Below are 15,176 nucleotides of genomic sequence, written 5' to 3' on the forward strand. Positions count from 1 at the left end.
ACTATCTTTGCCCATGTTTACCTAAGCTCAACGCACACTAGCAAACCTCTTTGCTACCCCATCTTAAACAACAACACAAGCCATCTACGCCGATGCAACTGCAAACTCAAGTAGCCATACCACGCCCCCTGTTCGCCATCGAGCCATTCCAAAAGGTGCTGCTCGTGGGTTCTTGCTTTGCTCAAAACATGGGCAAACGATTTTCTGAGGCTCAATTTCAAACCACAGTTAATCCCTTTGGCGTGATGTACAACCCTGGAAGCATTCTGCACACGGTGCAACGTTGCACCGATTGTCCTGCTGTGGCCATCTTTACGCTGGGCACTAACCGCGTGTATTGCTGGAAAGAGACGGGCGAAATAGCCGACAACTGCAAAAAATTGCCCCAAAAGCTCTTTGATGAAAAAGAACTAACCATTGACCAATGTGTATCCTTTCTTAATCAAGCCATAGAGATTTTAAAAACCCGCAACCCGCAAGTACAAGTTGTTATCACGGTTAGTCCTATACGTTATGCCAAATATGGCTTCGTAGGCAGTCAGCTTTCTAAGGCCACGTTGATATTAGCCACGCATCGCTTGCTTAGTCTTCATCCCGATTGCACAAGCTATTTCCCAGCTTACGAAATCATGAACGACGAGCTACGCGATTACCGTTTCTACGCGCCCGATATGCTTCATCCCACCGAACAGGCCGTGGAATACATCTGGGAACAATTTTCTAATGCCTATTTCTCCCCCCTAACCCACGCATTTTTAAAAGAATGGCAACCCCTTCTGGCTGCACTCAAGCACAAACCATTCGATGCAGAGAGTGCTGAATACAAAGCATTTATTGCCAAAACACTGCAAGACATAAGGGTTTTGGGCGAAAAATACGGCCACAAATTAGACCTCTCGCCCTATGGCGATATGGGTAAACACCACAACCACGACTTATTATAGCCACTGTACACTTACCAGTTGAGCAAAAGCAACCAGCTAAGCTCAGCACACTGCCCATTACGCGCAATGGCGCAACAAGAAAAAAAAAGACCAACGAAGCAGCAGTTAGCCAGCTCGTTGGTCTTTTTTCTTCATTTATTATTTGGCTTTTTTGTACTTGCTATATTTACCATCAGCCTCCGAGTAATAAAATTCAAACTCGTCGGCATTAAGTTTTTTAATTCTATATGATTCCACATCAACCATCAAATAAAGCTTTCCATCCGCTTCGTATACGGTCCACCTATAGCTACTACGTTTAACATTAAACCACTGTTTCAACATACGGCCCGCAATATCAAACGAAATGCTTTCGCCTGGCATCTGCTGGCCAATCTCTTTCCCTTCGCTATTATAGTTTCCAACAAGATTCCAACGCCCTATGAGCAAGTTACTAACTTCTTCTTTTGCTGGTAACACCTCGTCGGCATTGTCGTTGCTACTGCACGAGGTAAACATTATCAAACTCACAGACATGGCAGCAAAAGCCACAAACATCAAATAAAAAAGTCTCTTCTTCATAAAATTATAATTGTTTTAGAAAATACTTATCAAGCACTTGCCACTAGTTGCCCCCAAAAGTGACAAACACACAAGTAACAAGCCAACAACATCATTCTCTTACATAAACCCTTGTTGTCTCAACACCTTTAAAAGCCCTTCCGAAATAGCCTCGTTAACGGCTTTGGTGTAGCGCACATCCGTGTAAACTTGCGCCAAAGTCTCCTTCTTATTCTCGGCCACAAACGCCTTATTCACGGCCAATTCTTCTTTCGCAGCATAACAATCGTCAATCTGCACAGGGGTATAGTCGCGATAAACCTCATCATGCACAATGGCCGATAGCGGAAGTCTATCGCTCATCACCGGCTCTTCGTTGGGCCATCCCAGTGTAAGTGTAGCCACAGGCAACACCAATGGCGGCAACTCCAGCACATCAATTATCTGCTGAGGGTTGTAAATGGTAGTACCAAGATAACAATAACCCAGTCCCTCTTCTTCGGCCAAACAACAAAAAGTCTGTGTAAAAAGCAGCGCATCGGTGGCCGCATTCATAAACGAAAGGAAATTATCATAGCCCGGATTGGCCTTTCGCAGCTTAGCCCACAACGTGGTACGCCTGAAATCGGCACAGATGGTAAGCACCACAGGCGCCTGTGTGGTCATTGGCTGATTAAAATGTGCAGGTGCAAGGCGTTGTTTTTGTTTATCGTCGCGCGTCACCACCACGCTATAAAGCTGTAAGTTTCCCATGGTTTGGGTACGCATGGCTTGTTCCAACAAACCATTCAAAAGCTCTTCACTCACGTCTTTGTCCTTATATCGGCGTATGGTTGTGCGGTGTTGCAATGATTTTATCATGATGCTATTTATATTTTGCTAGCACAAAGTTAACCATAACCTCGAATAAAGTCCCCGATACACATTATAAAAAACCTTATCGCCACTCACATTAGCTGCAAAACGCGCCGTTTTTCACCTTTCATACACATTGCAAGCGCATATAACACTAATGTTTACAACTTGTAAAGACTTATCGTAAATTCACACAAAAGGAATTAAAAATTTGTCATAAATATTGATTTTACGTCAAACACCAAACAACAGAATATACTAAAAATAACCCAAAGAAGTGAAAAATTAAAGCCTCAATAAACAAAAAAGTGCTAAAACACAGAAAAATCAAACTAAAAAAGTAACAAGTTAGAAGATTAATGTGTATCTTTGCAAAACAAATGAAGCTAACATGTAATACAACATTTAGTTTTCATTTAATATTACTCTACTATCTATGCAATGAAGATGACGGTCTCTTCATCTACCATCAACTAACAGGGATCTGCTAGAGACCAGAGATCCCAAGGGAGGTTTAACCATGAAACTTAAAAGAAAGAGCTACAGTCAGGAAGACTACGAACTCGACAACGTTTACAACGAAGAAGAACTCAACGGCCAAACAGTAGATTCTTCTATCTGGTACACGTAATCTACACGTGGGAATTTTTCAAAACTATGGGGCCACACCAGCAACAATAAAACATAACAAACAATGGTAGCGCTTCACTAAGCAAAAAGAAAGAAGTCTAAAGCGAACATCTAACCATGTCTCTTTAGACTTTTTGCTTGTCTGCTCCTTACCTCGCATCGCGTATAAGCACGCAGCGCGATGGACATTATTGGGCAACAATCGCAGATTATCAACACAAAAGCATATTATCTAAAATGAGAAAGAAATTAGAGAAAACCATTTTTGCCTCTTTTGCAATAGTTGCTATTCTGGCCTTTGCCGCATGCTCCTGCTGCAAAAGCACAACAAACTCAACACAAGTTAGCTTTCACGAGGCACGCAACTATTTTCTGAATACGGGAAAAGAACTGAATGTGGGCGAAAAAATTACCCACGAAAAAGATTTCAACCTATATTTTGGCATCGCAGCATTCATGGGAAAAGACGGAGAAGCCACTCCTATTAACTTCTCTAAAAGTTTTGTGTTGCCCATTGTGTTGCCCGAAACCTACAACGACACAAAAATCACCAACGTGTCTCTTACTGGCAACAACTCCACACTCCACCTTAACTACAAGGTTGAGGTTGGCGCTAAGCGCAGTTTCACCATTCGCCCCATCATGTTGCTAGTGGTAAACAAGGCGTATAAGGATGCGAAAGTGGTGGTAAACCAGCAATAAGCTTCGCTACAAGTTATATTGGGATTGGTTAAATACCCCACTTGGGGCTAACCAATCCCATTTTTCTTTTCCCCTAATTGCCACATCTCGCCCTTTCACCTCTCGCCAATGCCGCCCCTAACGCACACCCCCTCCTCTACTTAACAAAACAAGAATACGATAAAGCGCGAAGAAAACGTAGGCGTCTACTCTAAAACTATTGCGCTCAAGGCTGAAAAAAAGGTCATAAATTTAGGGCTTAACAACTTTGTGACTTCAATTTTCAAAACCCAGCTGTTTGCCAACCGCTCAAAATGACGTACAAATATTTTACAAACAGACATTTGTTCGCCGATCATTATAGAAAAAAATAAGGCGTAAAACAATGCTTTTGGGCACTATTTTCAACCTTTCAAATTTATTTTTTACACCTATTTGAGGCGCGCCACATGCGTTTTGCACCATTTAGCCTTTCTATTTGGCAGTTGACGCACAATTTTTCGCAACTCCAAAACCAACTTTTAGCAACTAAAATCACACCTTTCTAACACATTTTAGCCTTAAAAAGCAGAATATATTTATCAAATTAAAGGCTTCAACCCCCTATCCTCCTCGTATAATAATACAAATAGATGCGTGTTTTAATGCATTTCGCCTTGCATTTTGCTGCATTTAACCCTGCGTTTTGCTGCAGTTTACCTCGCGTTTTGGTACATTTAGCCTTGCGTTTTGCTACAAAACGCAAGGCTAAATGCAGCAAATAACACCGATTTTAGCTAGAAATGGCACGTTACGCCCTAAAAACCGCAATTTCATGCAATACCAGACAGCATTATAACCCTAAGCAAGTTGCCCCTTTTTGCATCACCCCAAACTCTCGCGAGAATTGAATATTTGGCGTCGAGTGAATGTTTGCTGACTGGCGAGGGCAGTATTTGCGCGAATATCCTCTCTTTTATTTTTACAAAACAGCAAATTAACAAGAACTATTCTTACGCCTTAACAAGATAAAGCCACACACAAAACATCCCTCGTCACCACATCACACATAGAAAAACCCGCTAGTTCCACTAGCCATTAAAGCGGCTTGGCCGTGCAAGCATCTATCTCGCGAGCGATAAACAGCAACTCGTCATCGGAAAGCGAAAAACTCATGGCAGCAGCATTACTAATGGCCTGTTCGGCATTTCGCGCCCCTGCTAGCACCACACTAATACCCTTTTGCAGCGTTGTCCATCTCAAAACAAGCTGCGCCAAGGTTGCTTGCTTCTCTGCAGCAAGGGGTTTAAGATGGTTAAGCATCGTTTCAACGCGTGCTAAATTAAATCGCGAAAAATATTCGTTGCGATGGTCGTCGGCCTTTAATTGCCCACCTTCAAAGTATTTCCCAGTAAGCAATCCGCGCGCCATAGGACTATAGGCTATTATGCCCAGGTTATGTTCCAGAGCGTAAGGCACAAGTTGTTCCTCAATTCGGCGGTTCAGCATGCTGTAAGGCACTTGGTTACTGGCTAGCTGTATGCTTTTGGCAGCCTCTTCCAGTTGTTCAACGCTGTAATTGCATACCGCAGCCGCCCTTATTTTTCCTTGTTTCACCAGCAAATCCAGCGTTTCCATTGTTTCACTTATGGGCGTAGTGTTGTCTGGCCAATGCAGTTGCAGCAAGTCAATATAGTCGGTATCCAATCGTCTAAGGCTTTCTTCCACCTCTTTCAGTATATTCTCTCTAGCCGTATATTTGTAAACCTCAATCGTTTTACCATCTTTAATTGCATTGCCAGAGCGCTCGCCACGTCCAGCATTGCTGCCATCCCACACCAATCCAAACTTGGTTAGCAATTGCACACGCGAGCGATCGTGGCCCTTGATGGCCTTACCAATCATCTCTTCGCTCAGTCCAAACCCATAGAAAGGTGCGGTGTCAATACTTGTTATACCGTTGTCAATAGAGGCGCGAACAGCAGCTATCGAGTCGGCCTCGTCGGTTCCGCCCCACATTGTGCCACCAATGGCAAACGAGCCATAGGCAATAACCGACAATCGAAGGTCGGTTGCTCCCAGTTTTATATATTCCATGATTGTTTGTTGTTGATTACATGCAAAGTTAACGATTATTATGCGTATTACTAAACAAATTGCATTAAATAACACGCACTAGTCTACCGTGTAACCCGCTAAAGCGAAAGCACAAAAATAACGGCAAACTTCTTACCGCGAGAAGTTTGCCGTTACACCGTGCCACAAGTCTCTGCCCAGTAGCAATAGTGGCAGTTTATATTGGGGTTAAAGATTTAACTTAATGCTTCCGCCAGCCATCACCCACAGTCCCGGTTGCTTAACTCCTCCCAAATCGTAATAAGGGTGAGCCGTAAGGTTATCAGCCTGCACATAGAGCGAATAGTTGGGCGCCGTCCATTGCAGTTTCAAATCCACCTTCGTATAAGGATGATAGCCATTCATTCGCTGCTGCCAGCGCATCGCCCAATGAGCCGAAAGGCGCGAAACAATGCGATGGTCTACCGTGGCCGTGAACTTATGGCGCAGATATTCCAAAGCATAGAGCGACTTATATATAGGTTGTGTGGTGTGGTGTTGTTGGTGAATATAGGCATAACTCAACCTAACAGCTGTGAAAAGACTATTCGCCCACAACTCTTTGGGCATAAAAGCAAGGTCTACCGAAGCCCCCATATTATCTAGTTTACCAATATTAAGGGCATGATAACGCGTGGAGGCCGATGTTTCGAACACCCAGTCAATCATGTCGCGGCCATTGCTATAAAAGGCGTTGACCTGAGTTTGGAGAGCCGTTGTGCGATAACGCGCCCCCAGTTTATAAGTATTTACGCGTTCGGGATTAAGATTTTGGTCGCCCATCTGTGCGCGATTGCTGATATAGAGGTCGGTATAGGTGGGCAAGCGCAAGGCCTTGTTCCACGAAGCGAACACCTTCCATTGGGCATTTGGCCGCCATGCGAGGTCTACCCCAGGGTAAAAATGCAGTCCACTAGAAAGCCAAGTATTGTGATTAGCCAGCAAACCAGCCGAGAGTGTGAAATGTTGGAGCACCACATTATGTTCTAAAAACAAGCTCGTGTTGGTTCTTTCGCCCCGCCTTTCGTACATTCGGTCGCTGCCATGTATGGTTTTCCATTGATGGGCAGGCAATGTTTCGCCATAGGCCGTGCTATAAATAAGCTCCTTACGCAAGTCGACCCCCAGTGCAGTTTTACCCAAAGCCCAGTTCACCACCGTATTTAAAGCTCCGCCATACACATCGGTGCGATGATAGTTTTCGCCTTGCGCAGCCCCCGTCATGCCACGCTTCCATTGGTAATGGTCCCAATTGCGTTGCCAATAGATGGTGGGCGATAGGGTTAGCACGTTGTTGGGCAGGGGGCGGATGTTGCTACCCACCGAAGCCACAAACCGTCGCGTCTCCTCATATTGATTGTCGCTAGCAATGCCATAGAATGTGCCAGCGCCATAATCCTTAGCAACGAGTCCCGCTTGCCAAAACAAGTCTATTGCCTTAGTCTCGAAATTGCCTTGATAAAAGCCCTGTCGCTTACGAAAATAAGTATTGATTGTTCCGCCATCCGATTGCGAATAGCCACCGCTAAGCTGCTGGCGCACCGTCTTAGAGGCCAAACTAAGTGCCACGCTGCCACCAACAGTGCCAAACGAGCCACCATCGGCCGAGAGCCTAACGCCACTTTGAGCCTCGGTTTTGGTAACAATATTAATTGCCCCACTAAAAGCCGAAGCACCAAACACACGTGCCGATGCACCTTCGAGCACCTCAATGCGGTCGATATCAGAAAGAGAAACAGGAAAATCAGCGGCGTTGTGTCCTGTTTGCGGGTTGCTAATGTTCACCCCATTCAATAGAATGGTAATCTGGTCGAACGTTCCGCCGTTGATAGAAATGTCCGTCTGTACACCAAAGCCTCCGCGCTGACGAACATCCACGCCTGAGACTAACTTTAAAATATCGTTTACACTGGTTGCGGCCGACCGTTGAATGTCGTCGCTACTGATAACAGCAACTACCTTAGCTGCCTGTAAAGCGGTGAGCGGCGCTCGCGAACCAGTGACCACCACCTCGTCTAGTTTCAGCTCCTTATGTGCTAAGGTGTCTGCCACCAATGGGGTGCGGGTGCTCAAGCCTTCGGCCTTAGCATGCGCCAAGGTTGCAACGCTCAGCGTGCCAACGATAACTTCTTTTCCCAAACACGAGAAAAGCGCATATCCCTTGCGAGAAAAATGCGTGAAACGCAGGCTCGCACGCTTGTTGAATAATGATTTATACATAAATTAAATTGTTAATAAAACGGTGCAAAGGTAGTAAAAAGGTGAGAGACAGAAAACTTTTAACCAGCAAGAAAAAGCATCATACCCTCTAAAAACAAGCCATACAAAGACAATACACACAGTCAATTTGTTAAAAAAAGCAGGTATTACCAACAAATTACCCACTAATGCGATGGCGAAACCAACAAAAAGTATTACCTTTGCACTCGCATTTATGCACAAAATCATTTTATAAACAAAAGTTCTATGTATTTAGATCAAGCAAAAAAACAAGAGATCTTTGGACAATACGGGAAGTCTAACTCTGATACTGGTTCTGCAGAGAGCCAGATAGCATTGTTCTCATACCGTATTTCCCATTTGACGGAACACTTGAAAAAGAACCGTAAAGATTATAACACGGAAAGATCATTGACCATGTTGGTAGGTAAGCGTCGTCGTTTGCTCGACTATCTGTACGACCGCGACATCGAACGCTATCGCGCTATCATCAAGGCTCTTGGTCTGCGTCGCTAAGACGCCAGGCAACCATGTTGCCTTCGCTTGCGAAAATCTACTCCCCACAACAGTGATGTCCACTCGTTGTGGGGAGTTTCTATATGGGCATACACAAGCTTACCCTATAAGGCAACACATTAAACCACAAAACCAAGGGCACAAAGAACTCTAACTCAAAGCACCGAATGGCCAAAAGCATCCCCGCCCATAACACATCGCAAAGTGTTATCAACCAATGATTAAAACGAAAAACAAACAACAACCGCAAGCCACAGCACTAATTAAATGCATAATTAAACCTTTTCACATCTTTCGCCTACGCCAATTCACAAGAAAAGCCGCCCCTCACTGCAAAGCACTTTGCACTGCTAACGCCAAAAAGCGCGACAATTTGTAACCACAAGAACTGCAAAAACAGAAACCGAAAACACACAATTCTTAGGCGATGTTTAAGCAAATCTGTAAAATAATACGCCATTTATCACAGAAAATCAAGGATTTACGACGGATTATAAACATTTTTTCATTGAAATTCATTTAATTTCATTACCTTTGCACCCGCAATGTAAACAAGTCAAATATAACAGAACGTTGCGACATTTTTTTAAAGCGCAACAAAGACTACGACAGGATAATAAAGTATTTACTTAGCTGTTAGTTTTCGAATTTCTTAGTTACAAAACAAATAAGACATACACATGATATGTGTATAAGTCACAGATATAGATAAAGTATTATTAAATTATTATTTAAGTAATGAAAGTAAAGAGAACGAGAAAGGTTTATTTGGAACCTCAAATCCATTTTTACGAATTGCAAGAAGAGAGTGCAATTCTTGCAGCCAGTCCTCAACCAGCGTTTGATGTATCCACTGTGGAACCTGTAGCAGACGATGAAGATACCGAGTTAATTCCAGAAGACTAAAAACAAATATCATTCGAAAATATCATCAAAATGAAGATACTTAATTTTAGAAACAGCTTTACGCGCAACATAAGCGCCAAAGCGTTTACTTTTGCATGTCTCAGCGGATTGACTGCACTAGGATTCACGGCTTGCTCTGACAACGAACTCGACCAAGCCACCAACAAAGAGGATGGCGCTTTGGTTACTTTTAAAGTATCAATGGCCGACAAAGAAGCTCAAGATGCAGCCAAAGCCAATCCTGCTTATGCTGCAACACGTGCTGGATTTGCCGAGCAACTGCGCATGCAAGGTCTTTCACCCGAAGACCTAACAATACAAAAGCACGAAATTCCTGGACACAGCGACATGTGTCTTATAGAGTCTACTGTTGCGGGTATTGATAATGACATATTAGAAAATTCGGGAACTGCTGCTACACGTGCAGAAATCACCACACTATCATCGCTTGGGAATTTCTCTGTTACCGCCTATCGTGGAACAGCTGCTAATGCTATCAGCACCACTCCTTGGTTCTACAACAACAAAACAAACAAGAGCGGTAACCTTGAAGAGGCTAAACGCTGGGCATTTACAGAGCCTTATGCACGCTTCTTTGCTGTTTATCCTTATGATGCCATTCCTTCTAAGCTTACTCTTTCACCAAAGAGCAACACGTCTACGCCTTACGTAACCATCGACGTGAAGGAGAATGTTTCGCAACAAATAGACTTGATGACCGCTTGTTCGGGCGAAACTCCTATACATTACGCCACTCAGGGTACAGCCCCAACTGTGCCTTTGAGATTTCAACACGCCATGACAGCTATCCGCTTCAAAGTAGGTAGCAACCTGTCGCCCGACCATAAGATTACCAAGATTGTCATTACCAAAGCCATGAGCCAGGGTAAGTTCACCCTGCCTTCATCGGTTCTCTCGACTACAGGGGCCGACCTTGATAATGCTTGGAGCGAAGTTACTTCACCAAAAGACTTCACACTCTCTGACATTGAAGCTCCCACAAAGGGAAATGTTAATGCACTTATCGTGGGCCGTGATGGTAAAAACGAAACCTTCTATATGATTCCTCAGGAATTGACAGGCAAAGGTATGTACATCCATGTTTACTTTGATGGTGAAGCAACTCCAGCTATTAAGATTCCTCTAAAGGGAACATGGAAGGCCGGAACAACTAAGACCTATGCGCTGTCGCAAAGTGCAAACAGCTACAAATATGTATTTAGCGTGGAAGCTCCTAAGGATTCTGCTGCTTATGATGCAACTCTATCGAGCCAATTCAAAGTTATCTCTTACTATCAAGACGGAAAGGTACAGAAGAAGGTTAAATGGAATGTTGTTGGTTACGACGAAAACTTAGACGGCACATACTCTATAAATGAAAAACCATCTTGGTTGACTAGTCTTGACGGTGGTGAAGGCAGCGCAGATGCAACTGGAGAAACTCGTCAAGCTGTCATTACAAAGAATATTCGCGACCTTTTGTCTGAACGCAACGCTGAACTGCAGAAGGCACCGGCTGTTACTAATTACAACCTTGCTAACTCTACGGGTGCTGCACTTGTTCAGAATACAGCAAACAGCTACGTAATTTCTGCTCCAGGTACGTATCGCATTCCCTTGGTATACGGTAATGCCGTTAAGGAAGGTAGAGAAAATAGCAGTGCTTATACCAGTACAGCTAGTCCTGAGTATCTGCCACCTTATACTGAGAACTTGGTACTAGAGCATTTTGTAGACCACAAAGACAACCAGATCACCACTCCTTATATCAACAGACAGAACGCTTCAGACCCCGCAACAAAGGGTAAACTTGTATGGACCGATGCACCTGGCGCAATTAGTGGCACACCTAACGTTGTTAGGGTAAGCGGAGGCTTTGGTACAGACGATTACCTAGAATTCACCGTTAAGAAGGAAAATCTAATTAATGGTAACGCTGTTGTTGCCGTAACAAATGAAACGGGTGTGGTTCTATGGTCATGGCACTTGTGGTTTGCACCAAAGAGTGTTCTTTCTACAATTAACCATACTTCTAGAGATAAGGAATACAAATTCACATCAGAGACACTTGGTTGGAGATATACAAAGTGGATGGGTGCAACTGCAGAACGTAAGGTTAGTGTAAAGCTTGAACAAGAAGGTCCTGATGGTAAGAAGGAAACTGCTACCGTTCTTCTTGTACAACACGCAGGAATTGCCGATCAAGAAGGTAATGCTACAATGTATCAGTGGGGTCGTAAGGATGCACTTCCTGGTGTAGATGGCATTTCGGGTTACTCTGCTGATAACTTCACCAAACTTCCTGATCAAGGTGAAAACCAAGAGCCATACAGATCTCGAATGTTAACTCGTACGATAGGTCGTGGTATCCAGTTCCCTGGTACTTTCCTACCAGAGGTTGGTGCAGGTAAGCTTGGATGGCAATACAAACAGTACATCAACTTATGGTCAGTGAATAACAACGACCGCAATGGTAAAACGCGCGATGTTGTAAAGACCATCTACGACCCCTCACCAGTTGGTTTCCAAATACCTGATCCATATGCATTCGACAACTTCAACACCACAAATGCTTCGTGGAATAAAGGATTTACCTTCAAACTTAGCAGCAATGAGAAGATTTTCTTCCCTGCAGGTGGTGCACGTGATATGTCCAAAAACGGTAAGTTAGTTGCAGTTGGAACTGGTGCTTACTTCTGGACTGCCAATACAAGACTTGTTAATAATCAACTTGGCTATGCTTGGCGCATCAAGATGTCGACCGGTGGCGTGTCTGCACCCACAAACGACGGAGATGCTCGCAACGCTTACAGCTATGGCTTTAGCGTTCGCCCAGTAAGAACAAACTAATCGTAATCTCTTTTACATAATTAAGGCTGCATCAAAATGGTTTCATTTTGGTGCAGCCTTTATATTTTGACTGATTATTAGTGCAGAACTCATTGAGTTTGTCAACATCAATAACGATGAAAGGGGCAATTGCAGCATACCACTAGCAAGCTGTTTAGAGCACAAGTGGCACGATATATCGTGTAAGAAAGGGGAAAAGGGAAATGATTAATTGGCCTTGTGACGTTTAAAAGAATAAACAATAAAACCTATAATCACACCTGTGATGATGCCAACGAGATGAGCTGTGAGACTAACATCGGCTTGAAAGCTCAACAAAATACTAACCGCCACCACAATCAAAGACACATAAAGAGAGGTTTTATACTGCGCCAACAAATCGGATTGCAACATGGTGCAACCGATAAATGTGCCAAAAAGCCCTAGCACCCCACCCGAAGCACCAAGGAAAACATAGTCGGTAACAATGGAACAAACCACGCTTCCTGCAAAGGCACACAACAAAAACACGGCTAGCACCTTCCATGGAGACATTAACTGCTTAAGAAACATCACGCCAAAGGCATAAGCAGCGAGGTTACTCAAAAAGTGTTCTATGCCTGCATGAGCAAACACATTGGTAACAAGTCGCCACCATTGACCTGCACCATAGATACTATCGTGCTCTCCCCCGCCCCATTTTAAGTACACCTCTGCGCTATCTCTCAAGGGGTTAACGCCCCCTAAAGTCATTGCAAGGAAATAAATAAAGCACACCACCATGGGTAATGCCAGGGGATAGGTGTGCTTATCAATCTTAAAATTTTGACCAAAACTACGCCCACTGCGCCTAATGTTAAGCACAGGCTTAACATACAAGCGCCTTACTGGAGCTTGTTGGGTCATACTAGCGTTTTGTTGAGGTGTAAGGGAGCAAGGTTCATCCTCAAATTCACCTGCGTTGAAGTGTTCTTCAGGTGTCATAGCTCATTATTCGGGATAAACCAAATTTTCGGTTGTGATGCAATTTAGCACCTCGTCAACATATTTGCGAGCTTCTTTGCGAGCACCAGGCAGATTGTGTAGCAAGTAGTTGCCACAGTCTTTGGCTTCTGTTCCAGGCACTTCGCCCTCAAAGTTGGCCACAAACTCAAAGGTACGGTGCATCAGGTCAACGATATCGGCCGACTTTAAGTCGCCTTTCATCAGCAGATAGTTGCCTGTGAGGCATCCCATTGGTCCCCAATACACCACGCGTTCTTTCCATTCGGGGTCGTTGCGCAAGAAGGTAGCGGCCAAATGTTCCATCGTGTGTATAGCCCCTTGTTCAAGGGCGGGCTCTCGATTGGGTTCTTTCATACGTACATCAAAAGTTGTAACCACGTCGTTTCCAACGTTGTCTTTACGGCTTACATATATGCCACGCTTCAGTTTATTATGATCGATGGTGAAACTGGGTATCTTATCCATGTTGTTTGTATTGTTTTAGGGGTTTGCAGGCCACCATATTGGTAGCCTATATAATAAGGAGTAAACAAAAAAATGCCTACTTGTTAGCGTTATACTAGCGCAACAGTCTTGCGCCATTAGATATTGTTGAGAAATTTACTAACCACGGCAAACGAGCCATTAGCCATTCGCTCCCAAAAGTCGTAATATTGGGCAGCTTTTTCGTCTTTCAATGGCACATCGCTAATGATGCGAAAGCTAACAAATGGTGTTTGATAACGATGGCAGGTGTGCGCGATGGAGCAGCTTTCCATGTCTACAGCCTTGGCTTCGGGGAAGTGTTCGAGTATGCTGCGCATCTTCTCTTTGCTATCAACAAACCAATCGCCACTAACAATCAGTCCGCCATGAATGGGCGTTTCGGCATCTAAAGCCAATGCACAGTTAACCATTTGTGCAGCGGCATCAAAGCGAGCAGGCAATCCAGGCAGCTGTCCGTAGGCCACTTCCGTGCCACAATACAGGTCGTGATAAGCATATTGCGTGCCTACCACCACCTCCAGCGGATTCATTTGCACATCGGCACCACCAGCAACACCCGTCGACACCACCAATTGGGGTGCGTAACGGTTAATCATTTCGACAGTTCCAATGGTGCTATTCACTTTTCCGATGCCACATTGCAGCAAAACAAGTTGGTGCGTACCAATGGTTCCCGTAACAAAAGTAATGTTGCGATGCGTCTCCGCCTTTTCGTTTTCGAGCAACGAACGGAGTTGTGCAAACTCTTTATCCATTGCCACGATAAGTGCTATTTTCATTTTTCCTTGTGTTGTTTCTTTATATTAAAGATGTGTATGGGTATGGTTAAGCCTGCCTCTTGGCGATGTATCGCCTTAGAACAAGCCCTTTGTGTATGCCTCAACATCTGCAAAGGTACGAAAAAAACAAAGAAACTGAACGATGCATGGGGGCAAATGAACTACCAGGTTGTTACTTAACACTCGGCGGAACAATTTTTGTGAACACGCGCACGTTGTGTTTCTCACTCTTATTTTTAGGTTTCTGCTTATCCGAAGAGCTGCTGGAAGAAATCGCTCCGTCCACATCTTCAAACACAGAGTCGGTCTCTGAACAAGTTGTTCCCTCTTTCGAGATAACCAATCCTGTTGTTATTTGGTTCTCGTTAGTCTGCACGCTATCTTGCGTCTCTTGCAAAGCCTTCGGGTTGTTGGTTTGTTTACAACCCGTTGTCAAGGTTATTCCCAAAGCCACGCCCATAACCGTCACAGCTTTTCCCGCCTTTCGCAGCAGGTCGAGTTGATGTTCTAGGTATCGCACTTCGGCCTCGCAAGCAGGGCAAGTGCCGTTGCAATCGCCCTCAAAGTGGCATTCTTTGGGGGCATATACAATACCGTTGGAGTCGGCCACGCGCTTACGTACTTGCTTTAAGGAGGCGCAAATACTCTTTCCATTTGGTTTCATACGCTTTCACTTTACTTGTTATGGTCG

Annotated in this window: 13 protein-coding genes; 5 read left to right on the forward strand and 8 right to left on the reverse strand. The window is 44.2% G+C overall.

The features are described from left to right. Positions 1–92 precede the first annotated feature (92 nt). A complete protein-coding gene (locus QME03_RS03290) occupies positions 93–944 on the forward strand; it encodes a GSCFA domain-containing protein (RefSeq protein ID WP_281723461.1) in 852 nt (283 codons plus the stop codon). Between the two features lie 138 nt (positions 945–1,082). On the opposite strand, the gene QME03_RS03295 is transcribed toward QME03_RS03290, so the two are convergent. Then, entirely contained in the window at positions 1,083–1,505 is a 423-nt protein-coding gene (locus tag QME03_RS03295) for a hypothetical protein (protein ID WP_281723462.1), read from the reverse strand. A gap of 99 nt (positions 1,506–1,604) precedes the next feature. After that, entirely contained in the window at positions 1,605–2,345 is a 741-nt protein-coding gene (locus tag QME03_RS03300; RefSeq protein WP_281723463.1) for a nitroreductase family protein, read from the reverse strand. Positions 2,346–3,206: 861 nt separating this feature from the next. Here QME03_RS03300 and QME03_RS03305 point away from each other — a divergent pair. Further along, positions 3,207–3,671 (forward strand): hypothetical protein, encoded by a 465-nt coding sequence (locus QME03_RS03305; RefSeq protein ID WP_281723464.1) that lies wholly within the window; start codon positions 3,207–3,209, stop codon positions 3,669–3,671. Between the two features lie 1,056 nt (positions 3,672–4,727). On the opposite strand, the gene QME03_RS03310 is transcribed toward QME03_RS03305, so the two are convergent. Further along, the gene (locus QME03_RS03310) at positions 4,728–5,726 is read right to left on the reverse strand and encodes an aldo/keto reductase (protein WP_025815926.1); all 999 of its coding nucleotides are present in this window, start codon (positions 5,724–5,726) and stop codon (positions 4,728–4,730) included. A gap of 207 nt (positions 5,727–5,933) precedes the next feature. After that, the gene (locus tag QME03_RS03315; RefSeq protein WP_281723465.1) at positions 5,934–7,964 is read right to left on the reverse strand and encodes a TonB-dependent receptor; all 2,031 of its coding nucleotides are present in this window, start codon (positions 7,962–7,964) and stop codon (positions 5,934–5,936) included. A 246-nt stretch (positions 7,965–8,210) separates the two neighbouring features. Here QME03_RS03315 and rpsO point away from each other — a divergent pair, with 246 nt between their 5' ends. The 3 genes from rpsO (at position 8,211) to QME03_RS03330 (ending at position 12,236) form a co-directional block, all read left to right on the forward strand. Beyond that, positions 8,211–8,480 carry a 30S ribosomal protein S15 gene (gene rpsO / locus QME03_RS03320; RefSeq protein ID WP_009162388.1) on the forward strand — a complete coding sequence of 90 codons (270 nt, stop codon included), beginning with the start codon at positions 8,211–8,213 and terminating at the stop codon, positions 8,478–8,480. A 738-nt stretch (positions 8,481–9,218) separates the two neighbouring features. Next, positions 9,219–9,386 carry a hypothetical protein gene (locus tag QME03_RS03325; RefSeq protein WP_156932193.1) on the forward strand — a complete coding sequence of 56 codons (168 nt, stop codon included), beginning with the start codon at positions 9,219–9,221 and terminating at the stop codon, positions 9,384–9,386. Between the two features lie 30 nt (positions 9,387–9,416). Continuing rightward, positions 9,417–12,236 carry a fimbrillin family protein gene (locus QME03_RS03330; protein ID WP_281723466.1) on the forward strand — a complete coding sequence of 940 codons (2,820 nt, stop codon included), beginning with the start codon at positions 9,417–9,419 and terminating at the stop codon, positions 12,234–12,236. A gap of 207 nt (positions 12,237–12,443) precedes the next feature. Here QME03_RS03330 and QME03_RS03335 read toward each other — a convergent pair whose 3' ends face one another. The 4 genes from QME03_RS03335 to QME03_RS03350 form a co-directional block, all read right to left on the reverse strand. Further along, positions 12,444–13,199 (reverse strand): rhomboid family intramembrane serine protease, encoded by a 756-nt coding sequence (locus QME03_RS03335; RefSeq protein ID WP_281723467.1) that lies wholly within the window; start codon positions 13,197–13,199, stop codon positions 12,444–12,446. A gap of 6 nt (positions 13,200–13,205) precedes the next feature. Next, positions 13,206–13,685 carry an S-ribosylhomocysteine lyase gene (locus QME03_RS03340; RefSeq protein WP_281723468.1) on the reverse strand — a complete coding sequence of 160 codons (480 nt, stop codon included), beginning with the start codon at positions 13,683–13,685 and terminating at the stop codon, positions 13,206–13,208. A gap of 116 nt (positions 13,686–13,801) precedes the next feature. Next, a complete protein-coding gene (locus QME03_RS03345; protein ID WP_025815884.1) occupies positions 13,802–14,485 on the reverse strand; it encodes a 5'-methylthioadenosine/adenosylhomocysteine nucleosidase in 684 nt (227 codons plus the stop codon). A gap of 172 nt (positions 14,486–14,657) precedes the next feature. Beyond that, the gene (locus QME03_RS03350; protein ID WP_281723469.1) at positions 14,658–15,149 is read right to left on the reverse strand and encodes a membrane receptor RagA; all 492 of its coding nucleotides are present in this window, start codon (positions 15,147–15,149) and stop codon (positions 14,658–14,660) included. Between the last annotated feature and the right edge of the window lie 27 nt (positions 15,150–15,176).

It is taken from the genome of Hoylesella shahii (genome assembly GCF_937990675.1).
GTDB lineage: Bacteria > Bacteroidota > Bacteroidia > Bacteroidales > Bacteroidaceae > Prevotella > Prevotella shahii.

What these genes read in the sequence shown, in the direction of transcription:
- QME03_RS03290 (WP_281723461.1), top strand. Translation starts at nt 93, where the DNA reads ATGCAACTGCAAACTCAAGTAGCCATACCACGCCCCCTGTTCGCCATC.
- QME03_RS03295 (WP_281723462.1), bottom strand. Translation starts at nt 1,505, where the DNA reads ATGAAGAAGAGACTTTTTTATTTGATGTTTGTGGCTTTTGCTGCCATG.
- QME03_RS03300 (WP_281723463.1), bottom strand. Translation starts at nt 2,345, where the DNA reads ATGATAAAATCATTGCAACACCGCACAACCATACGCCGATATAAGGAC.
- QME03_RS03305 (WP_281723464.1), top strand. Translation starts at nt 3,207, where the DNA reads ATGAGAAAGAAATTAGAGAAAACCATTTTTGCCTCTTTTGCAATAGTT.
- QME03_RS03310 (WP_025815926.1), bottom strand. Translation starts at nt 5,726, where the DNA reads ATGGAATATATAAAACTGGGAGCAACCGACCTTCGATTGTCGGTTATT.
- QME03_RS03315 (WP_281723465.1), bottom strand. Translation starts at nt 7,964, where the DNA reads ATGTATAAATCATTATTCAACAAGCGTGCGAGCCTGCGTTTCACGCAT.
- rpsO (WP_009162388.1), top strand. Translation starts at nt 8,211, where the DNA reads ATGTATTTAGATCAAGCAAAAAAACAAGAGATCTTTGGACAATACGGG.
- QME03_RS03325 (WP_156932193.1), top strand. Translation starts at nt 9,219, where the DNA reads ATGAAAGTAAAGAGAACGAGAAAGGTTTATTTGGAACCTCAAATCCAT.
- QME03_RS03330 (WP_281723466.1), top strand. Translation starts at nt 9,417, where the DNA reads ATGAAGATACTTAATTTTAGAAACAGCTTTACGCGCAACATAAGCGCC.
- QME03_RS03335 (WP_281723467.1), bottom strand. Translation starts at nt 13,199, where the DNA reads ATGACACCTGAAGAACACTTCAACGCAGGTGAATTTGAGGATGAACCT.
- QME03_RS03340 (WP_281723468.1), bottom strand. Translation starts at nt 13,685, where the DNA reads ATGGATAAGATACCCAGTTTCACCATCGATCATAATAAACTGAAGCGT.
- QME03_RS03345 (WP_025815884.1), bottom strand. Translation starts at nt 14,485, where the DNA reads ATGAAAATAGCACTTATCGTGGCAATGGATAAAGAGTTTGCACAACTC.
- QME03_RS03350 (WP_281723469.1), bottom strand. Translation starts at nt 15,149, where the DNA reads ATGAAACCAAATGGAAAGAGTATTTGCGCCTCCTTAAAGCAAGTACGT.